The 19,968-nt window shown below is 63.4% G+C and carries 20 protein-coding genes; 13 read left to right on the top strand and 7 right to left on the bottom strand.

The genetic code is table 11. The features are described 5' to 3' along the window. The 6 genes from ACCAA_RS15155 to ACCAA_RS15130 all read left to right on the top strand — a co-directional run. Positions 1-334, top strand: a 334-nt coding sequence (locus ACCAA_RS15155) for a hypothetical protein (RefSeq protein ID WP_186408087.1), incomplete at its 5' end; no start/stop codon positions are given. A gap of 213 nt (positions 335-547) precedes the next feature. Continuing rightward, positions 548-1,036, top strand: coding sequence for a hypothetical protein (locus tag ACCAA_RS22145; protein ID WP_245754594.1), 489 nt, complete (start codon positions 548-550; stop codon positions 1,034-1,036). 173 nt (positions 1,037-1,209) lie between these two features. Then, the gene (locus tag ACCAA_RS15145; protein WP_186408090.1) at positions 1,210-1,443 is read left to right on the top strand and encodes a hypothetical protein; all 234 of its coding nucleotides are present in this window, start codon (positions 1,210-1,212) and stop codon (positions 1,441-1,443) included. Positions 1,444-1,761: 318 nt separating this feature from the next. Then, positions 1,762-2,097 carry a hypothetical protein gene (locus tag ACCAA_RS15140; RefSeq protein ID WP_186408086.1) on the top strand — a complete coding sequence of 112 codons (336 nt, stop codon included), beginning with the start codon at positions 1,762-1,764 and terminating at the stop codon, positions 2,095-2,097. Positions 2,098-2,226: 129 nt separating this feature from the next. After that, complete coding sequence (locus ACCAA_RS15135) at positions 2,227-2,670, top strand: outer membrane lipoprotein (RefSeq protein WP_186408085.1); 444 nt, start codon at positions 2,227-2,229, stop codon at positions 2,668-2,670. Between the two features lie 85 nt (positions 2,671-2,755). Then, the gene (locus tag ACCAA_RS15130; RefSeq protein WP_186408084.1) at positions 2,756-3,157 is read left to right on the top strand and encodes a hypothetical protein; all 402 of its coding nucleotides are present in this window, start codon (positions 2,756-2,758) and stop codon (positions 3,155-3,157) included. A gap of 28 nt (positions 3,158-3,185) precedes the next feature. On the opposite strand, the gene ACCAA_RS15125 is transcribed toward ACCAA_RS15130, so the two are convergent. Genes ACCAA_RS15125 through ACCAA_RS15115 form a run of 3 tightly spaced genes read right to left on the bottom strand, consistent with a single transcriptional unit; the run spans position 3,186 to position 4,488 of the window. Next, the gene (locus tag ACCAA_RS15125) at positions 3,186-3,512 is read right to left on the bottom strand and encodes an SH3-like domain-containing protein (protein WP_186408083.1); all 327 of its coding nucleotides are present in this window, start codon (positions 3,510-3,512) and stop codon (positions 3,186-3,188) included. Next, positions 3,509-4,147: a nitrile hydratase subunit alpha gene (gene nthA, locus ACCAA_RS15120; protein ID WP_186408082.1), complete on the bottom strand. Its 639-nt coding sequence runs from the start codon at positions 4,145-4,147 to the stop codon at positions 3,509-3,511. Before nthA ends, ACCAA_RS15125 begins: the two co-directional genes overlap by 4 nt. Positions 4,148-4,149: 2 nt before the next feature. Next, the gene (locus tag ACCAA_RS15115; protein ID WP_186408081.1) at positions 4,150-4,488 is read right to left on the bottom strand and encodes an SH3-like domain-containing protein; all 339 of its coding nucleotides are present in this window, start codon (positions 4,486-4,488) and stop codon (positions 4,150-4,152) included. A gap of 310 nt (positions 4,489-4,798) precedes the next feature. Between ACCAA_RS15115 and ACCAA_RS15110 the strand changes: the two genes are divergently transcribed. Together ACCAA_RS15110 and ACCAA_RS15105 are read left to right on the top strand one after the other, a co-directional pair. Continuing rightward, complete coding sequence (locus ACCAA_RS15110) at positions 4,799-5,674, top strand: adenylate/guanylate cyclase domain-containing protein (RefSeq protein WP_186408080.1); 876 nt, start codon at positions 4,799-4,801, stop codon at positions 5,672-5,674. A 46-nt stretch (positions 5,675-5,720) separates the two neighbouring features. Next, positions 5,721-7,466 (top strand): Eco57I restriction-modification methylase domain-containing protein, encoded by a 1,746-nt coding sequence (locus ACCAA_RS15105; protein ID WP_186408079.1) that lies wholly within the window; start codon positions 5,721-5,723, stop codon positions 7,464-7,466. Here ACCAA_RS15105 and ACCAA_RS15100 read toward each other — a convergent pair. Continuing rightward, entirely contained in the window at positions 7,419-8,495 is a 1,077-nt protein-coding gene (locus tag ACCAA_RS15100; RefSeq protein ID WP_186408078.1) for a restriction endonuclease, read from the bottom strand. The two genes, ACCAA_RS15105 and ACCAA_RS15100, sit on opposite strands and share 48 nt — an antisense overlap. Further along, positions 8,485-8,745, bottom strand: coding sequence for a helix-turn-helix domain-containing protein (locus ACCAA_RS15095; RefSeq protein WP_186408077.1), 261 nt, complete (start codon positions 8,743-8,745; stop codon positions 8,485-8,487). Before ACCAA_RS15095 ends, ACCAA_RS15100 begins: the two co-directional genes overlap by 11 nt. Before the next feature lie 271 nt (positions 8,746-9,016). On the opposite strand from ACCAA_RS15095, the gene ACCAA_RS15090 reads away from it, so the two are divergent. Then, complete coding sequence (locus ACCAA_RS15090) at positions 9,017-10,459, top strand: caspase family protein (protein ID WP_186408076.1); 1,443 nt, start codon at positions 9,017-9,019, stop codon at positions 10,457-10,459. A gap of 43 nt (positions 10,460-10,502) precedes the next feature. Here ACCAA_RS15090 and ACCAA_RS15085 read toward each other — a convergent pair whose 3' ends face one another. Together ACCAA_RS15085 and ACCAA_RS15080 are read right to left on the bottom strand one after the other, a co-directional pair. After that, on the bottom strand, positions 10,503-11,402 hold the full coding sequence (locus ACCAA_RS15085; protein WP_186408075.1) for a Dyp-type peroxidase: 900 nt from the start codon (positions 11,400-11,402) through the stop codon (positions 10,503-10,505). A gap of 87 nt (positions 11,403-11,489) precedes the next feature. After that, positions 11,490-11,783, bottom strand: coding sequence for an acylphosphatase (locus ACCAA_RS15080; protein ID WP_186408074.1), 294 nt, complete (start codon positions 11,781-11,783; stop codon positions 11,490-11,492). Positions 11,784-11,910: 127 nt separating this feature from the next. Here ACCAA_RS15080 and ACCAA_RS15075 point away from each other — a divergent pair, with 127 nt between their 5' ends. From ACCAA_RS15075 to ACCAA_RS15060, 4 genes are read left to right on the top strand one after another with little or no spacing between them, the layout of a single operon-like run. After that, complete coding sequence (locus ACCAA_RS15075) at positions 11,911-13,389, top strand: complex I subunit 4 family protein (RefSeq protein WP_186408089.1); 1,479 nt, start codon at positions 11,911-11,913, stop codon at positions 13,387-13,389. A gap of 14 nt (positions 13,390-13,403) precedes the next feature. Next, positions 13,404-16,709 carry a DUF2309 domain-containing protein gene (locus ACCAA_RS15070; protein ID WP_186408073.1) on the top strand — a complete coding sequence of 1,102 codons (3,306 nt, stop codon included), beginning with the start codon at positions 13,404-13,406 and terminating at the stop codon, positions 16,707-16,709. Then, a complete protein-coding gene (locus ACCAA_RS15065) occupies positions 16,706-18,343 on the top strand; it encodes a proton-conducting transporter transmembrane domain-containing protein (RefSeq protein WP_245754592.1) in 1,638 nt (545 codons plus the stop codon). The genes ACCAA_RS15070 and ACCAA_RS15065 overlap by 4 nt, the downstream gene beginning before the upstream one ends. Continuing rightward, positions 18,340-19,833, top strand: coding sequence for a complex I subunit 4 family protein (locus tag ACCAA_RS15060; protein ID WP_186408072.1), 1,494 nt, complete (start codon positions 18,340-18,342; stop codon positions 19,831-19,833). The genes ACCAA_RS15065 and ACCAA_RS15060 overlap by 4 nt, the downstream gene beginning before the upstream one ends. Positions 19,834-19,968: the final 135 nt, after the last annotated feature.

The following is a 19,968-nucleotide window of genomic DNA, read 5'->3' as shown; positions in this document are numbered from 1 at the left end:
GCTCGTCGAAGTCGCTACCGGTCTCGTCCTGATGATCGATCCTGCGCTGGTTGCCGCGTTGTTGCTCGCGGACCTTTCCGGTTCGGCGCTCCTCTTCGGCCGATGTTTCGGCATCGCCTTGCTCGCGCTGGGATTGGCGTGCTGGCCAGGCCGCCAGCGCGCGGCGAGCGGCTCGCCGCCATTCCTCGCGATGTTGTTCTACAATCTGCTGATTGCCCTGTACCTCGCCTGGCTGGGCACGGTCGGGCACCAGGTGGGCTTGCTGTTATGGCCGGGCGTTGCGCTGCACGCGGGGGTGGCGCTATGCCTCATCTGGACATGGCGTCATGAGTGAGCTGACCACCAGGATCAAATTGTCTGGGCGACCCAGCGCCTGCTCTTCGTGCTGATCCTGACGTATTGCACGACATCACTCGCTATACGCCGAGTCGTCAACCGTCAAGTTCATCAACCGTTGAGTGTAAGGTGCAACAAGCGCGTAGTGCATCGCACCTCAGGACTTGGCGCGACGAGGGACGGAACACGGTGACCAACAAATCACTATCGCATGGCCAACCTGCCAATGGTCGCTCGCTACTACCCACACACGAAGGGCAATAAAATGAGGAAGTCCGGAGTTTCACCGTGGCTCGGCCTGGCTCTGGCTCTGGGCACGATTCTTCCCGCGATGGCGGCAGAGCCGACGCCCACGGCAAAGGGGGCATCGCTTCCTGCGGCTGCGGCAAGCGCCGATGTCAATATACTGAAAGGTGCCTGGGTGCGTCCCGACGGCGGCTATACGATCCTGATCAAGAACGTCGGCGCGAATGGCCTGATCGAAGCGATGTACTTCAATCCTAATCCGCTTCCCTTTGCCAAGGCCGAGGCATCGCGGGAAGGTGCCAGGCTGCGCGCCTTCTTCGAGTTGCGCGCCGGCGGATACGACGGTTCGACCTACGAACTCAGCTACGATCCCACGAGTGATCGCCTTACGGGAACCTACTATCAGGCCGTGATGAAGCAGAAGTTCGAGGTTTTCTTCGTGCGGCGAAGCTGAAATGATGCGGATTTCTAATCCTCCTCGTGGTCGATTGTGCTGGCGATAGCACAATCTCCCGTGAGGCTCTTGGCCACCCTCCCGTCGCATCCCGATGGGCACATGTATCATCTGTCCCTAGCTTTCTACCCAGCGAACGGATAAACCGGAGAAACCCAATGAAGACTATTGTGATGTCGCTCAGTGCCGCCGTGCTCTTGATGGCTGCCGTGACCAATGCCAATGCAGTGACCTGCGCCAACGGCGTCTATCGTGCCGGCTGCGCCGGACCCAACGGAGCGGTGGTCGCCCGCAAACCGGTGGCGGTCGCGCCGAGGGCCGTGGTCGTCGCCCCAGCTCCGAAGGTCGTGGTCGTCGCGCCGGCTCACGGATGCCGCTACGTCAACGGCGCGCGTGTCTGCCGCTGAGATCCTGCTCCCCGCCCTGGTGCGTCAAGCCAGGGAAGCAGGCGCGGTGATCGTCATGGAGTGCGCCGTCGGTGACCCGCTGGTCGAAGACCGCCCGCTGCTGCGGGGGCATGGCGGCCGGCAAGCACTCGGCGAGACCGGCCTCCGCCAGGCGATTCTCCTGGCGCGATCGACGCCGGGTGCGGCCGGGATGAGCGGGGTGTTCGGCGTCTCGTCTTTCCGACGCCGAGCTGGGAGGACTATCTGGCGCTCGCTTTCGACGAGATTCGCCAGTATGGCGCCGGTTTTGTCCAGGTCATACACGGACGAGAGGAGGAAATGATGATTCTGAAAAATTCGCTATTGGCAACCACCGTCGCCAGCCTTGTTCTGGCGGGCTGCGCCAGCGATCAGCAGTTACTGGCCAATGAGCAGGACAACGCGGTGCGCACCGCTTTACGTCGCGGGCAGTTCGAACTGTCCTGCCCCAGCGCGACCGGCGTACTCCTGTCCAGCAATCTGCTGCAGCCAGTACTCTGGAATGGTATCGAACGCGCTGAATACACGATCGGCGTCGCCGGCTGCGATCAGAAAGCCACCTACATCGTCGTCTGCCAAGTGGATTCCGTCAGTTGCGTGGCCGTTTCCGGCAGGAATGCGGCGACCTGGGACTAGCCTAGCCCTGCCTTTTCGCGATGCTGCGGCCATCGGCACAGACCGGGCCTTGTCCTGCCGTCCTGGTTGCCGATCGTCTACGGCGATGAGCTATGGTACGATCCTGTTAACCCCTTAAAGGAGTCTTCCATGTGGCAGAAAATCGTCTCGTACCTGTCAGCCTTTGCGCTGGCCGTCGTCTTGTCCGCCTGCGCCGCACCGGGGCCACCACCCGGTGACATGCAGATCCGCAGCGGTGTCATCGAGCAGATCACCACGGTTCAATTGGCTAGCAATCACCATGCCGGCGTCGGCGCTGTGGTCGGTGGCCTTGCCGGCCTCGGCATCGGCAGCTTGATCGGTGCCGGCACCGGGCGCGATGTCGCCATGGTGCTGGGCACGGTTGGCGGAGCACTCGCGGGCAATGAAATCCAGAAACAGCACGACCAACCTGTTCCGGGCCAGCAAATCATCGTCCGCGCCAGCAACGGGGTCCTGGTTTCGATCACGCAACCCCTCAATCCGAACCTGTTCCGGGGCCAGCGAGTGTATATCGAAGGCAACGGCGAGGGCGCAAGAGTCGTTTCACGCTGATGACGAACGGGTAGCCAGGTATCTGGCTACCCGTGAGCCTGATAACGTCATCGCGCAGCAGGCATCACCACGGTACCCTACCGCCATGAGCTATCCCGACCACCAGAATGACTCCCGGCGATCAGCGCGCGGGGCCTTGCTTGCCGCCCTGTTCTCTGTCGTCGTTACCGCCTGCGCTCCCAATGCGTGGCGGCCTGACCCGCGCTACGCAGCGTTTCTCGATCAGGTTCAGAACAAGTGCGGCAACGAGCGCATCGGGAGCAGAGAAATCGGCAGCCGCAACAGCACCTCGGACCTGACCCAGGATGCGTATTTTCTCGACTTGACGTCCCGTTTCTACCACGGGGAAATTCCCCGCGACGATTACGCCAATTCGCTTGCCGGGTCTTACGGGGGCGCAGCCGATTCGGTGGGCATCCGCTGCCTGCTCGGCCTGATCCCCGTCCCGGAAGCCGTTCCGCCATCCCGAATGCCGCGCTATCAATAGTAGGCGGTTCGGTCAGCGACCGGATTCGTCATTCAGTCGGCCGTCTCTCGACCTGATCCATCTTTTTGGCCAGTTCATCGGGAGTGAGAATCGCCTTCTGAAAGAGGATATTCGCAAACGCGACGACCCAGCGTTCGTAGTAGGTGAGTTGCCCTATCAGCTCCGCGCCGAGCGACTCAACGCCTCGGCGTTTCTCCTCCGTGCTAATGATCTTATGGAAATCGAGGACATCCGCCAGTGCGTGACAACGCTTCTCCCAAGGCTCAAGCACGTGGTCAGTGCGCTCGATGCGATCAGCCGGTACGCCGCCAATGTCGTTCGGCAGTTTTCTTAGCAGGTGTTCGCTTTGGCTCATGAATTGATCCCGTGTTCAAAGTTGACTTTGACAACGCCAATCATCGCGTCGCGGGTGACCATTGCGGCCAGTTGTTCCTCGGTAAAATCCTCGCTGCCTGTCGGACGCTGCGGCAACACCATATAACGCTGGATCGCCGTCGAGTCGCTGACACGAATCTCGACATCTTCAGGAATCTCGGTGCCGAACTCGGACAAGACTGTTCGCGGTTCCCGGACGGCGCGGGCGCGGTATGGCTTGGCTTTATACCAATCGGGCGGGAGGCCGAGCACTGGGCGCGGGTAACAGGAACAGAGCGTGCAAACGATGAGGTTGTGAACCTTGTCGCTGTTCTCCAGTACGATGAGCTGGGTGTCGTCGTAGAAGCTGATGCCCAACTCCTCGCAGGCCGCACGGCCGTTGGTGAGCAGACGCGCTCGAAACCCAGGATCGACCCACGCCCGCGCGACGACTTTCGCACCCAAGGCAGGCGTGCGTGAGTCAAGCACTTCTATCTGTCGACGAATTTCGCCGGGAGCGATAAGCTTTTTTTCGATGAGCAGCTCTCGAATGGCCGTCTCCATGACTTCGTAATATTCAGGAGGCGCCTCGTCAGCCGCAGCAGGATGTGGATGGGAATGATCGTGGTCGTCCATCTTCAGACCCTTTCCAGCCATGTTTCAAAGACTTCGATGCGCAGACCATCCAGAAGGGAGCCGGCATAGCCCGGCCACAAGGCGGTCAGAGGGATGGCCACGCGGAAATAGTGGCCTCTGGAGCCCGCATTGCGTCCAAAGCCTTCCTCCTCGTTGTTTACCGCGGGCGGTTCCATCACCGCTTCGACAGTGGCGAGCTTGCCCCGAATGTAAGCCGGCACGCGATAATGCCCGACGGGATAGCGGACAGAGATTCGGACACTGTCGCCTGCCTTGAAAGCGGGTTCCTCACCCAGAGCCTTCACGACATTCAGCCCTGGCGTTGGGAATGGTTTTGCCATGGACGCCTCGTTCAGAAAGAGGATGGGAAATCAGACGCTGCCATCGAAAGTATATGAGCCGCCATCAACTGGCGTCAATCGCGTATTGACAAGAAGGCGGTTGCTCTTCTCACGGCGCAAGGGCAATCCGCCCCTTTCGGCGAGGCGGGTACGTCTCCCGACCGGCACCCGCCGCGCACTGCTGGACTCGGTCGACCGGTCAAACTTGCCCTGCCGCTGCATGCCCCAGGACCCTTGCGGCGCTGATCGCGGTTGCGTCGATTCCATCAGGCGCTATGATGTTGGCTCATCGCGGTACAAAGGGTAAAAAATGGAACGGGCGGTTCTCTTCGTTGACGTCACCGACAGCACTAGACTCTACGAGACAGTGGGCGACAGCGATGCGAAGCGGTTGGTTGACGGTTGTCTCGGCGTGCTGCGTACAGTCACCGCCGAGTTCGACGGGCGCGTCATCAAGACGATTGGCGACGCACTGATGTGTGTCTTTCCGAATGTCGATGCCGTCGCGCGGGCGGCCTGTGAGATGCAGATCCGGTTATCGGAGGACGAATCGGCGACGGGGAATGGCCTTTCGATCCGCATTGGCTTCCACGCCGGCCCGCTGATCGAGGAGAACGGCGACGTCTTTGGCGATGCCGTCAATACTGCCGCGCGGATGGCCGATCTGGCGAGGACAGGCCAGATCATCACGACGGCAGTCGCGGTGGCGATGATGTCGCCGGAGCTGCACGAGGCCACGCGCAATGTCGGCAGCTTCGCGGTCAGGGGCAAGGCCGAGTCGATTGCCATCTGCGAGGTGATCTGGCAGGTCGAAAACCTGACGATGATCACCGGCAGCCTGCCACCGGCCGGTCCGTCGGCGACGATGTCGCTGCAACTCGTCCACGCCGGAGGGTCGCTGACCTTTCGGCCGGGTGATGAGGCGGTGACCATCGGCCGTGACCCTTCGTGCACCATCTCGCTGCGGGTGCGCTGTGCTTCGCGCCTGCACGCCCGAATCGAGTTTCGCCGCGACAAGTTCGTACTCACCGACATCAGCACCAATGGCACCTTCGTGCAGGCTGACTCCGACCTTGAGGTCATCATCAACCGCGAGGATTTCATCCTGCGCGGCTTTGGTCACATCAGTCTCGGTCACAGCACCGGCGAAGATGGCGCCGACCTGACCTGGAATGTCACGTTTTAAACGCCACCGCCGCGGAGCCGGTGGCGTTTCTCGATAGGATGCGTTGATGCAAAGTTCGGTCGAAGCACTGTCCAGCAGTCGCTACAAGCTGGTCACCGAGGAAAAGGCGGAGGGGGCGACCTATACCCCGAAGAACCTGGCGGATTTCGTTGCTGAACAAATACGCCGTGCAGCTCCGGTCACGATTGGCAACCGCACTATCAGGGTGCTTGACCCGGCCACCGGCGACGGTGAACTGCTGATCAGCCTGCTCGCACAGTTCGACGGGCTAGGCACAGGTGCCATCGAGGTGCATGGGTTTGAAACCGACATTCGGGCAGTGAACATTGCGAGGGACCGCATCAAACAACGCTTCCCGAAAGTGGCGCTGCATTTGGCGTACGGCAGTTTCCTGGACTTCGTGCTTGACGAAGTGCGTCCGCACGACAGCGGTGGCTTGTTTGCCAAGGACGTTGTGCCATCGTACGACCTGATCATCGCTAATCCGCCCTATGTGCGTACTCAGATCATGGGCGCAGAACAGGCACAGCTACTCGCCACCCAGTTCGGGCTCGCTGGACGTGTTGATCTCTACTACGCCTTCATCGTCGGCATGGCATATGTGCTCAAGCCGGGGGGCGTGGGCGGAATAATTGTCTCGAACAGGTTCATGACCACGAAGTCGGGGGGAGCAGTACGCCAGGCAATCCGGGAGCAGTTCAACGTCCGGCATGTTTGGGACCTCGGTGACACCAGACTATTCGATGCCGCTGTGCTCCCCGCGGTGCTGCTTGTCGGGAAGCACGATGGCCGACAGCGGATGTCAGCCGGTTTCACTTCGATCTACACAAGTACAGAGAAACCAACGCAACAGGCAACTGATGTGATTGCCGCGCTACGCTTTGACGGAGTTGTTGCGATTGACGATGGCCGCCGCTTCACTGTAAAGAACGGTACGCTCGACATCAGTGCCGCGGCAGATGCCGTATGGCGGGTGGCAACCGCCGCAGGCGATAGCTGGCTGGTAACCGTTGAAGCAAGTACCTGGGGGCGCTTCGGGGATATAGGGAAGATTCGTGTTGGCGTAAAGACGTGCGCCGACAAGGTGTTTATCCGCACCGATTGGGATGACATGCCAGCCGAGACACGGCCAGAACTGTTGCGACCACTGACGACACATCATGTGGCACAACGCTTCCGGGCAGGGGTAGCCAAGAAAACGAGGCACATTCTCTATCCGCATGAAACTGTCAATGGACAGCGGCGGGCCGTCGATCTTGCAACCTGCCCAAGGGCAAGAGCGTATCTTGAACAACACCGCAGTACGCTGGAAAGGCGAACTTACGTCATCGAAGGCGGACGCCAGTGGTATGAAATTTGGGTTCCGCAAGACCCGTCAAGCTGGGATGTCCCCAAACTGGTGTTTCGGGACATTTCGGAAGCACCAACTTTCTGGCTTGATCTCGAAGGAAGCATTGTCAATGGTGACTGCTACTGGTTGGTGTGCAAGAAGCCGGAAGACGCCGACCTACTGTGGTTGGCCGCTGCCGTTGCCAATTCCTCGTTCATCGAAGCGTTCTATGATCACAGCTTCAATAACAAGCTGTATGCCGGTCGCCGCCGCTTCATCACGCAGTACGTCGAGCACTTCCCGCTGCCTGATCCCGCCTTGCCGCGCAGCCGCAACATCGTAGCGCTGGCAAAGAAGATTTACGAAACAGTCGGTATAAGCAAAGTGGATGACATTGCTAGGCAACTGGATCAGTTAGTCTGGGAAGCCTTCGGCGTTCCGGTCAAAGAAGTCACCGGGTAGCGGGATTTGGAGCTTCTTGTTGAGCACTCTGCCTTGAAATTGTGAGAAGCGGGTAAAAAATGCTTCCCCCGTTGTCAGGAAAAGGTGGGTCAGAGTCACCAACTCGCCATCGGTGTGGGCGTAGAAAATAGCATAGCGCACCTCACAATGCCGCACCTGTCGGCCTGCGATATGGGGCACGTCAAGCGGCTCTGTGCTTGATGGCAACACCAAGCCAAGGTCGATCGTTGGCGAAGTCTGCAGCTTCACTTCCAAAAGCTGGTGGCGCAGGTCGGGAAACTGTCCGTCGTCCTGATAGCTGGCATAGCCAAGCGCCGAACACACCATGCGGTGCAGGCCAGCACCACGGTTGCGCTCTTGGTCGTGACCGGAGTCTATAAAGGTGGAATCGATCAGGACAGCTAGGCGAGCGTAGAGCGTGCCAATGGGCAAGAGTGCGCCAGCAGTCGGGTAGCTGATGGGTGTGGCGACATGCTGAAGGTCTATTTCCACAGCGACAAACGGGCGGAGCAGGGCGGTGTCCTCGGATGCAACCAGCTCGGCGTTGGCTGCGCCAGGAATGCAACGCGCCTGGTACTTCTGCGTCAACGTACCAGTTGTATCCATTTCGGCCAAGGTGTCGCCAGTGACAACTTTGACCCTGGTGACAACATCGTCCGAAGACAGCCGAATCAGAACATAGCGCCGCGTCGGCGACAGTTCCTCATTCCAAATTTGCAGGTTGTTGGACTTCTGCACATAGGTATCGAAAATCTGGCCGGGAAAGCGGGGTTGAGATTTACGGAAAGAGCCTGGAATGGGGTAGCCAAGCACGCGGCAAACGTGCTCCTTGGCTACCTTAGAGCGACTGCGTATCGGTAGTCCCGCAAGGGAGAGGGCGCGCAGCCCACCGTCAAGCAAGCGTTCGAGATCGGGGCTGGGAATCCATAGCTTGGGATCACCAATTTCGATTGGGTCGTAAATCGTGAGGCCAGAGGAGCGGATATTTGAGACATATGGGATAGGGGCAAGAGCGGAACTAGCGGTCATGCTTTAGCATTTCCCCAGCAAGAAGTTGTGGGACAGAAATGCCCATGACGGACGCCAACACCTCCAGGGTGCTCAGCGTCACATTCCGTTCACCACGTTCGACGGAACCCACATACGTGCGGTGTAGGCCGCACCGATCGGCAAACTCTTCTTGCGAAAGGTTGTTCGCCGCGCGGAAAGCGCGGATGTTGGCGGCGAGGATGGCTGTTAGCGGGGAACTTGGTTTGCGTAGTGCTGTTGTTTTTCTCATTCGCTGGTGCGCGATATCAGAGCAAATCGGGCACCAGTGTCGTGCAATGATGCTTTTGAATCTACAGACAGTGAGTAGCGCAAGGGCTTGATCGGTACTGATCCGGACATCGACTGGGCCATTCGGTTTCCTGGATCCGTTCAGACTGTTCCTCTGGCCTGGTCTTGCGCTGGTCGTCAATCCGTGTCGTGCTAATGTCGCCGTGGCCTACCCTGAGCAGGTGCTTTCTCATGTATGATTTGCTCTTGTCATCACCGCCCCGGAGATCGTCATGCCTGCCGTGCTCACCTGCCTCCGACTGCTGGCCACCGTTCTCGTCCTGCTCGGTGCTGATGCGGTGGCCGCTGCGCCGGCCAAGGGCCAGGTGGCGCTGGTCGTCGGCATCGGCGCCTATCAGAATGCGCCGCCACTGCCCAATCCGCCCAAGGACGCCCGTGCCGTTGCCGATTCGCTGAAGAAGCTTGGTTTCCAGGTCGAGCTGGCCATCGATCCGGACAAGGCGCGCCTTGAGCAGGCGGTCAAGCGCTTCGGCGACCAATTGCAGGGCGCCAAGGTCGGCCTGTTCTTCTACGCTGGCCATGGTCTCCAGGTGAGCGGGCGGAATTTCCTGGTCCCGGCCGATGCCAAGATCGACAACGAGCGCTCGCTGCCTTTTGCCGCCGTCGATGCCGACCTGGTGCTGACCCAGATGGAGACCTCGACCCCGGTCAGCCTGATCTTTCTCGATGCCTGTCGCGACAATCCATTTTCCCGTTCCCTGGCGCGCAGCATGGGTACCCGATCCGCCGCGGTCGGGCGCGGTCTGGCCCAGATTGCCGCCGGCGAGGGCGCGCTGATCGTCTTCGCCACGCAGCCGGGCAATGTGGCCGAAGATGGCCAGTCCGACCACAGTCCGTTTACCGAAGCGCTGTTGAAAAACCTGGCGGCGCCGGGACTGGAAGTGCGGCAGATGCTGACCCGGGTGCGCCAGCAGGTCAAGGAACAGACCAACGGCAAGCAGGTTCCCTGGGACCACTCTTCCCTGACGCAGGATTACTACTTCATCGGCCCGACGACGGTGATCGTTCAGCCGCAAGCGGCGCCGGTTGCCCAACCGAGGGTGGCAGGCGTCGACCCGATGGCGGTCGAGCTTTCGCTCTGGGAGTCGGTGCGTAGCAGCCAGGATCCGGCGGATTTCGAGGACTACCTCAAACAGTACCCGGACGGCAAGTTCGCCGCTGTCGCCAAGCGTCGTCTGGCGGCGCTGAAGACGGCGTCGATCAAGGAGCGTGAACCGGCCGCACAGGAACCTCGAAGTCAACCGGCCAAGCCGGCGCCAGCGGCCGAAGTGCCGCCGGCCAAGGCGTCCGTAACGCCACCGCCGGCCGCTGCCGCACAGCTTCCCAGCAGCCAGGCGGCGTTTGACGTCATGATGCAGGGTACGGCGACCAACCTCACTGCCGGTAGCAGCGCTCAGGCCCAGTTCCAGTTGCGCCGTGCAGGCGACGGCGTGACGGCCGCCATTCGCGTTTTCCCGCCCTTGTTCGCCACCGGCGTGTTGCAGGGACAGTACCGGGGCGGCCAATGTCTGTTGCAGGGCTGGATGAACGAAGGCTTCCTGCTCAAAATGATCGGCGCCTGTTCGGCCAGCGCTTATTCCGGCCAGTACCAGGCCGAAAGCCCCGGCCTCGTCCAGCAAGGCGTTTTCCGCTTTCAGGCGAACTCGTCGAAGTGAGGGGCTGCCAGTCGGGGTGGTGGTGATCGAGTGTGCCACAGGATCAGATTGCCAGCGGCGAGAGATCCAGTCGTCCATCGGCCATTGCCGGGCACCAGAAATAGGCCCCGGACAGCGGGCGGGTGAACTTGAACAAGGCATCGACGATACCGTCCTCGATACCGACCATGCGCCGCAACTGCGCCTCGAAGGGATCGAAGGAGGTGGCGAAGGCGACGAACATCAGGCCGCAGCGACGGCCTTCGGCCCACGGCATCGAGCGCCGAAGGACGAAGGCTTCCGGCGTGAAGCTCTCCTGCGCGGTGCGTTTGACATGGGCTGATTCGGGCGCATCGTCGATTTCTTGGTTATCGACCCGGCGGCGGCCGATGGTGAGATCCTGCTCAGCGGCCGGCATCATCTCGAAGCGGGCAAAGTCATGCGCCCAGCGTTGGACGGCCACGAAGCTCGAACCACTGAGGCCGGGCTGCTCCGGGCCGACGATGGCGGTCCTCGTGGCGTCGTCGCCGGTCGGGTTCTCGGTGCCGTCCTCGTAGCCCGACAGGTCGCGACCGCCATCGTGCATGAAGGCGTCGTGCGTTTCGTCCAGCCCGAACGCGGGTGCCAGTGCCTGCTCGATTCGCCGCGCGCGATGCACGATTTCGCCGCGGTCGTCGCCGCGCAACCAGACCCACAGAGCAGATGGCGTGGCAGGAAGCGCGACACCCCGTCCGGCGAGCGCGGGAAAGCTGCGCAGGCCCGGTATTTCGGCGCCGAGCGCGGACACCAGGGTCCGACCAAAGCCGACGACCGTCCGTTCACCGTCCGCCAGATCGGACAGTGCGGATAGTGCAGCCAGCGTCTGCCGGCAGTCGTCGGAAGGCATACCCGGTTCGAGCGAGAAACAGAGATAGCGGGCGACAGGGGGTAACGGCAGAAGGATTCCGTTTTGTGCTGTAGTCATTTGCAGATCAACCTTGGTGGTCGTGGTGGGCTTGGTCGTTTTGGCAAGCGACCTCGGGGCCTGGGAAGCAGCAAACATTCGCTGCCCTCAACGCGAGGCAATCTGCTCGAACCCGGTCCGCGTGCCTATTTCAGCGGCGTTGCCTTCATTGCTGACGATGCTGTCGACGCGCGCCATCGAGGGTCCGCGGTGGGCCCAGGCGAGCAGCGCGTCAACCGCTTCCAGCGGGCCGCGAACCAGCGCCTCGACGCTGCCGTCGTAGCGGTTGCGGACCCAGCCGGAGAGGCCGAGGCGTTGTGCTTCGGCGCACAGCGACCAGCGATAGCCGACGCCCTGGACGCGGCCGCGGATACGCAGATTGCGGCAGATTGTTTCGCTCATCTTCAACTCCGGAGGGGCAGTGGTTGCGAAGGCGGCCAATACTGGCATAATCGCTGGCATAATCGTCGCCCATGAAAAGAAGAATTTCAAGGGGGTCCGCTTTGCCGTCCGGCAGCGCGGCTTGGCCATGCTGAAAACACTCCTGCTGCTGCCTCTTCTGGGTGCCGTTCTGCTCACGCTGCTGCCGGGTCGCAGCGTCGATCTGATGCGCTACCTGGCCAGCGCCGTCGCCGCGGCAACGGCGCTGTGCGCCTTTCTCCTGCTTGCCAATTTCGATTCTACCAGTGCCGAGATCCAGTTCTTCGACACGCGGCCGTGGAACCCACGCGTCGGCTCGAATCTCGCGCTTGGCGTGGACGGCATTTCGCTGCCGATGGTCCTCCTGGCCACGCTCCTCTGTTTCGTCGCGATCGTCTCGTCGACCGGCATTCGCAGTGGCGCCAGGCTCTATTTTTCCCTCCTTCTGGTGCTCGAAACCGCGCTGTTGATCGTCTTCACGGCACGAGACTGGTCGCTGTTCTACGTCTGCTGGGAACTGACGCTGATCCCGCTGTTCTTTCTGATCGACCGCCTGGGTGGCGCCAATCGACATCGCGCAGCGCTCAACTTTGTCCTCTACACGCTGGGCGGTTCGGTGTTCATGCTGATTGCCCTGCTGCTGCTCTACGATGTCGCCCCCGGCCACAGCTTTGCGATGGCCGACATGGCGGCCGGTGGCGCGCAGTTGCCGGTCAACACGCAGGTTCTGATCTTTCTCGGCCTGTTGCTCGGCTTCGGCGTCAAGATGCCGATCGTCCCGCTGCATGGCTGGTTGCCGCTGGCGCATGTCGAAGCGCCGAGTCCGATCTCGATCCTGCTCTCGGGGATCCTGCTCAAGATGGGTGCCTACGGGCTGATCCGCGCTGCCGCGACGCTACCCGGGGCGGTGCAGGCGCTGCAGGACTGGCTGGCATTGCTGGCCCTGATCAGCCTGATCTACGGTGCGGTTCTGGCCTGGCGCCAGACCGACCTGAAAGCGATGATCGCCTACTCGTCGGTCTCGCACATGGGTGTCGTGCTGCTTGGCATTGCTGCGCTCAACCAGGCGGGGCTCAGCGGTGCGCTGACGCAGATGGTTGCGCATGGCCTGGTGGCGGGCCTGCTCTTCCTGCTCATCGGCCTGCTGTATGAGCGAACGCACAGCCGTGAGCTGGCCGCCTACGGTTCGCTCAATCGCATCGCGCCGCGCTTCGCCGTATTCATCGTCTTTACCCTGCTGGCCTCGGTCGGTCTGCCGGGGACTGCCGGTTTCATCGCCGAGTTGCAGGTGCTGGTCGGCGCCTATTCTCGCTGGCATGGCTGGATGGCAGTGCTGTCGATCGGCGTCCTGATCTCGGCCGCCTATGCGTTGCGTGCGATCCGCTGCCTGTCGACCGGACCCGAACGGCCTGTCGCCGGTGTTCCGGCGGGCGCGGGGCTGGCCACTTTCGTCGACCTCAAGCGGTCGGAGACGGCGGCGGCCGGGCTGCTGACCACCGGCGTCGTCATCCTGGGTTTCTATCCGGCACCCTTGCTCAGACTGATGGCCTCTTCAGTGGCCAGCCTGGCGCAGCAGTTCACGCACTGAGGAGTACGTCGGGCGTGAATTCGCAACTCCCTCAGCAGGCGGCCGCGTCGATCGAGCCATCGCTCGCGCCATCGGTCGACTCGTCGGCGCGCGTCAAGGCCTGTGTAGACCACCTCGCGCACGCCCTGCCGGCGCAGGCGCCGTTGCGCGATTTCGTCCATCACAACACGCTGCACGCCTTGCAGCACCTACCTTTCGCCGAGGCACTCAGCGAAGCGGCACGACTGACCGGTGCGCGTCCCTGGCTGGCCGAAGATCGCTGTCGCGAGCTGTTCCGGCAGGGACGGGTGAACGCGGCCGATCTCGAAGCAGCCTTGCGGCAACTACCGGAAGTCGCGGTGGATGAAGCGCTGCTCGCCGGCACGGCCTGTCCGTTGCGCCGACGAGAGGTCCTGAAGGCGGCACTGCTCAATCCGGTCGACGCCGTTTCGCCCGCTCGCCTGCGCTGGCAGGGCGAAGAAATGGCGGCTTTCGAGCGCTGGCGGGCGGATCTCGAACCGGCGGTGCGGCAAGCTCTGCTGACGGCCACCGGTGCTGACGGCGTCGACGAAAGGGCCGCCGTCAGCGATCTCTGGGCGGCCGCTGTCGAGCTGCGCGGACCGCTGGCGATGGCGCAGATCATGGCCAGCGCCCGGCCTGCAGCCACCAGGCTCGCCGAGCGCTTGCCAGAAACCGCCGCCGTCCTGTGGCAGGCGATGCTTGGCCGTCTCGGCCACGACTGGACGGTCGCCGCCTTGCTCGCGCACCTGACCGGCGAGGATGTCCGCGAGTCGTTGCACCCGACCTTGATCCGCCACCTTGCTGCCCATCTCGATCAGGGCCTCGCCGCCTGGCCAAACCCGGCGCGGGCGCAGGGCTTCTATGCCGCATGGCGGCAAAGCGCCGGCGGCGACTGGGCCTGGGACCTCAACGAGTTCGCCTGGGCACGGCACGATATCGAGCAGTTGCCGGAGGACCCACTCCTGACCATCAGCAGTGAATTGCTGCGTCTCGGCGTCGACGAGTCGCAGTGGGGCGGCTATCTGCAACGACTAGCACTCGAATTGCCCGGCTGGGCAGGTATGTTCCACTGGCGCGCTGCGCGTCCCGGCGCGGCCGAGCCGCCGGTCAGTCTGACCGATTTTCTGGCCGTTCGCGTGGTGCTCGAACGCCTGTATGCGGAGCAGATGCTGCGCCGCGTCTGGGGCCTGCCCTTGCGGCTGTCCGCGCTCGGCGAATACTTTGTGGACCACGCAGCCGAACTTTGCGTCAGGAACGCTTTCGGCAGTCGGCAGTTGCCGGAAGAAATGGTCGACCTGGTCTGGCTGCGGCTCGGCGTGCCGTCCGGGGAAGCAGGCGGTGAAGCGACTGGCAAGGCGGGCGGTGGCTGGCAAGGTCTCGCCGCTCAATTCGCCGAGTCACGCCACGGCGCGGTGGCCGAAGCCGATGCGCAGGCGCTGGCCGCGTGGCCGCTGTTCATGCTCGCGCAAGGGCTCGGACTCTGTGGCCGCGACTTGCGCGCCATGGGCACCGCCGGTGCCGAAGCGCTGGTCCGCTGTGCCGCTTCGCTGACCGCCGACCAGCGTGGCCGGATCTGGCTGCTGGCCTACGAACACCACTACCGGCAGCAGATCCTGGCCGCGCTGGTCGCCAATCATGGCCGTGCGTCGGCGCTGTCCGGCAAGGCCCAGGCGCAGTTCGTCCTGTGTATGGACGATCGCGAGGAGGGAACGCGCCGCCACCTCGAGGAAGTCAACCCGGCGTTCGAGACTTTCGGTGCTGCCGGTTTCTTCGCTGTGCCGATGCTCTGGCAGGGCCTCGACGACGAAGCGCCGATGGCCTTGTGTCCGATTGTCGTGCGCCCCGAAAACGCCGTGCGCGAGGAAATCCCAGCCGGCGGCGAGGCCGCACAACGGCTGCACCAGCGCCGTCGGCAACTGCGCCTGGCCTGGCGCGAGCGCCTGCACCAGGGCAGTCGGCGTGGCTGGTTGCAGGCCTCGCTGCTGACCGTGCTTGCCGGCCCGGCGGCGTTGCTCACGCTGCTGGCGCGGACGCTGGCTCCGGGGCGTGTGGGACAACGGCTAGGCCGCTGGCGCGAGGCCTTCGACCGACCGCTGGCGGGCGCGCTGAATTTGACCGCCGAGCTTGCGGAAGCCAACCGCGTGGTCAGCGCTGCCGCGCCGCGCCTTGGTTTCAACGAAGACGAACAGGTGGCACGCGTCGCTGGCTTCCTGCGCAGCATCGGCCTGAGCGCGAATTTCGCGCCGCTGGTGGTCATCGTCGGCCACGGTTCGGACAGCCGCAACAACCCGCACCTGGCCGCTTACGATTGCGGCGCCTGTTCCGGTCGTCACGGTGGCCCGAACGCGCGCGTCTTCGCGGCCATGGCCAACCGGCCCGCGGTGCGGGCCAGGCTGGCCGGGCAGGGTCTGGTCATCCCGGACAGTACGCACTTCATCGGCGCCGAGCACAATACCTGCGACGAGAGCTTTGTCTGGTACGATGGATCCGATGGCGAGCAGATTCCGGCCAGTCACCGGCAGGCGTTCGCCGCCCTGCGGCGCGATTGCGAAGAGGCGACCCGTCTGCATGCCGTCGAGCGCTGTCGCCGCTTCGCCTCGGCACCGCTCGACCCGTCGCCGCGGCAGGCGCAGCGGCATCTCGCCGACCGTCGTCAGGACTTCGGACAGGTGCGGCCCGAACTCGGGCATGCGACCATCGCCGCGGCATTTGTCGGTCGCCGCACGCTGAGCCGCGGCGCCTTCTTCGATCGACGCGTATTCCTCATCTCCTACGACCCACTGCCCGACGTCGACGGCCGCGTGCTCGAGGCGACGCTGCTGGCGGCCGGCCCGGTCGGCGCCGGGATCAGTCTCGAGTACTACTTTTCGACCGTCGATAACGAAGGCTTTGGCTGTGGCTCCAAGGTGACACACAATCTGGCCGGGCTGTTCGGCGTGATGCAGGGCGCCAGTTCGGATCTGCGCACCGGCCTGCCGCTGCAGATGGTCGAGATCCATGAACCGATGCGCCTGCTGGTGGTCGTCGAGCAGACGCTAGAAATTGTCGGTGCGATCTACCAGCGGCAGCCTCCGTTGCAGGAACTGATTGGCAAGGGCTGGATCGTTCTGGCGGCCAAGAGCCCGACCACGGCGGCGATCCATCTCTTCGACCCCGTGGCCGGCTGGCAAAGCTGGGACGCCGAACACGCCGAACAGTCCGCGCAGGCCGAGGAGCGGACCCCGGCTCTGCCCGAGGTCGAGCGCTCGATCGACTGGTTTGCCGGCCGGAGCGAAGCGCTGCCGCCGGCGCTGCTGCGGCGACCGCTGGTGGGGCCATGACAGTGCTGAACGCCATGAATGCCCTCGACGCGCTGCCGGCCGCGCTCGCTGCGCTGCCGTACCTGGTCTGGCTGGTTCCCTTGTTGCCACTCTTCGCCGCAGCGGCGATTGCCGTCCGAATGCTGTTGCAGCGGCGCATGGGTGACGCGCAGGAACCGCTCACCGCCGGGCTGGCCAGTGCTGCGGCGCTCGCCGTCCTGCTCATGCTGCTGGTCATCGACGCGGCGGCGCTCGGCGGTTTCGCGCCCGACGACCTGGTGTTCGGTGAATGGCTGCGAATCGGCGAGGTACCCGCACGCCTGTCCTTTGTGCTCGACGCCTACAGTCTGCCGACGGCGACACTGATCGCGCTGATCGCCTGGATCGCGCTGCGTTTTTCGGCGACCTACCTGCACCGCGAAAGCGGTTTCCAGCGTTTCTTCCTCGGCATGTGCCTGTTCCTCGCCGGCATGCTGCTGATCGTTTTGGCCGGCAACGCCGTGCTGACTTTCGTCGGCTGGGAACTGGCCGGCTTCAGTTCCTGGTTGCTGATTGCTTACGCCTGGGAGCGCCCGCTGGCGACCGGGAATGCCCTTTTCGTTTTCCTCACCAATCGGGTCGGCGACGCCGGCTTCATGCTTGCTATCGGCCTCGCCGTGTGGTCGGCGGGGACCGTCGACTGGGCCGGGCTGGCTGGTGACCGGACGATGGCGCCGGTGAGCGCCCGCCTGCTGACGCTGGGTTTCGTTCTCGCCGCGCTGGTCAAGTCGGCGCAATTGCCGTTCACGCCATGGATCGCGCGGGCGCTCGAAGGGCCGACGCCGTCGTCGGCGGTTTTCTATGGCTCGCTGATGGTGCACGCCGGCGTCTACCTGCTCTGTCGCCTGCAGGGTCTGCTCGTCCAGGTGCCCGACGTGATGGCGCTCCTGATCGTCGTCGGTCTGGCCACGGCGGCGTACGGCGGCATCTGCGCGTTGGTCCAGAGCGACGTCAAGTCGGCGCTGATTTTTTCCACCGTGACGCAGGTCGGGTTGATGTTCTTCCTCTGCGGGATCGGCGTGTTCTGGCTGGCTGCTTGCTACTCCGGTGTGCATGCTGCCTGGCGCGCGTATCAGTTTCTGCTCGCCCCGGCGTATCTGGAACTGGTTCGCCGCCCAGCCCGCCCGCTGCCGCGCTGGCTCGCCCATCGCCGCTGGTTGTACACCGCGGCACTCCAACGCTTCTGGATCGAGCCGCTGGCCAGCAGCCTGCTGACGCGCCCGACGCTGGCGCTCGGCCGCGACGTGCGGGTCTTCGACGAGCGTTTTCTCGATCCCCTCATCGGCGCGCCCCGCGACGATGATTACAGCACGCTCGGCGCGCCGCGCGACGAAGATTACACGAAGCTCGGCGCGCCGAGCGACGATGAAGGACAGGCGGTTGGCAAGGCGGCGGCTGACGAACTGATCCGCGGCCATGGTCTGGCCGGTCGCGCGCTGTTCAGCTTCGCCGACCGCTTGCAGCGCCTCGAGAACCGTTTGCTGCTCAGCGGCGGCGGCGCGCTGACCCAGGCGCTGCAGCGCCTGGGTCACTACGCGGACACCATCGAAGGGCTGCTCGAACAACCGCGCTATCTGATGCTGATGGTGATGGCCACCTTCGTGGTGATCCTGTGAACGAAGTGTCCTGGACAGCGCAAGCTGGCTATCCGTTGCTGGCGACGCTGCAATGGCTGCCGCTGGCTGGTGCCGTGCTGCTGATGATCATGCGTGAGCAGGACCTGGCGCTGGTCCTCGGCCGCCTCTTCGCCGTCGGCGAACTCGTCGTGGCCATCGACCTGTACGCGCGGATCGACGTGTCGACCGGCAACTTTCAGTTCGCCGAGCATCTCGACGTGTTTGCTTATCACGCTGCGGCTGACGGGATGAGCGTACTCTTCATCCTGCTCACGGCGCTGCTCGGCATCCTGCTGTCGTTCTATGGCATGGCGCGCCGGCAGATTTCGCCGGTGCTCAGCGTCCTGTTGCTCATCGAGTCGTCGCAGATGGCGATGCTGTCGACGCTGAATCTGTTGTGGTTTGCCGCCGCCTCGGCGGTGCAGTTGGCACTCGTCGCTTACCTGCTCTGGCGCTGGGCCTCGGCCAGCGAAGAGAACCTCGCCCTGTCGCGCTTCCTGCAATATCAACTGTTCGGTTGGTGCCTGTTCGTGGCCGGTGCCGTCGTCCTGGTCTGGAGTCACGCCGACGCGATCGGCGGACACTGGAGCTTCGACCTCTTCGAACTGCTGCAAACGCCGCAGATCGGCAAGTACCAGTCGGCGGCCTTCTATCTGCTGTTCTATGGCCTGGCCGTGCGCACGCCGTTGTTTCCGCTGCACGGCTGGCTGCCCAATTCCGCCGGGCAGGGGCTGATCGCCGTCGGCCCGGTGCTCTTGCTCGGCGTCAAGGTGGGCATCTACGGCATGGCACGCTTCCTGCTGCCGTTGACCGCCGACGCAGTGATGATCTGGCAGCACTATGTCGTTTCCTTCGCCATGGTCGGCGTCTTTTTCGCGGCGGTGATGGCTTTTCGCCAGGCCAACCTGCGCCGCCTGATGGCCTTTGCCGTCGTCAGCCATACCAGCTTGATCGTCATTGGCCTGTTCACGCTGCATCCAGCGGGTTTGCAGGGTGCGCTGCTGCTGGCGGTCAACTTCGGCCTGGCGGTCACCGTGATGCTGCTGATGGTTGGCTATGTGTACCGGCGCACCGGAACGACGAGTCTCGACCGCCTCGGCGGACTCTTCGACCGCGTTCCCTTCATCGCCGTCGCTTTCCTGATTGGCGGCCTGGCCATCCTCGGCATGCCGGGAACGCCGGGTTTCGACGCCGTACACCTGGTTCTCGAAGCGTCGATCGAGACTTTCGGCGCGCTGCCGACGATTGCCACCGCGCTCGGCAACGTCGCTGCCGCCGGTTTCCTGCTCTGGGCTTTCCAGCGCGCCTTCCTGGCGCCGCGGCCAAGGGACGTGCCGGTGTCGAGAATCGTTCGCACCCGGCCGATGGAGTATTTCGTCGGCGGTGCGACCCTGCTGGTGCTGCTCGCCGCCGGTTTTTACCCCGAGCCGTGGCTGAAGCTGACCGATAGCGCAACGCAGGCGCTGGCGGCGTATTTCCACCATGGTTGAACTCGCCTCGTGGCCCCTGCTGAGTATGCTGCTGGCGCTGCCGGTGCTCGGTGCGCTGGCCACCGCGCTGCTGCGGCGCGCTCCCTGGGCGCAATGGATCGCGCTGGTCACGACCGCGCTGACGCTGCTGCTGTC

It is taken from the genome of Candidatus Accumulibacter aalborgensis, assembly GCF_900089955.1.
Lineage (GTDB): Bacteria > Pseudomonadota > Gammaproteobacteria > Burkholderiales > Rhodocyclaceae > Accumulibacter > Accumulibacter aalborgensis.
Note: the sequence above shows the minus strand (reverse complement) of the source record. Positions and strands in the feature narration are given on the sequence as shown.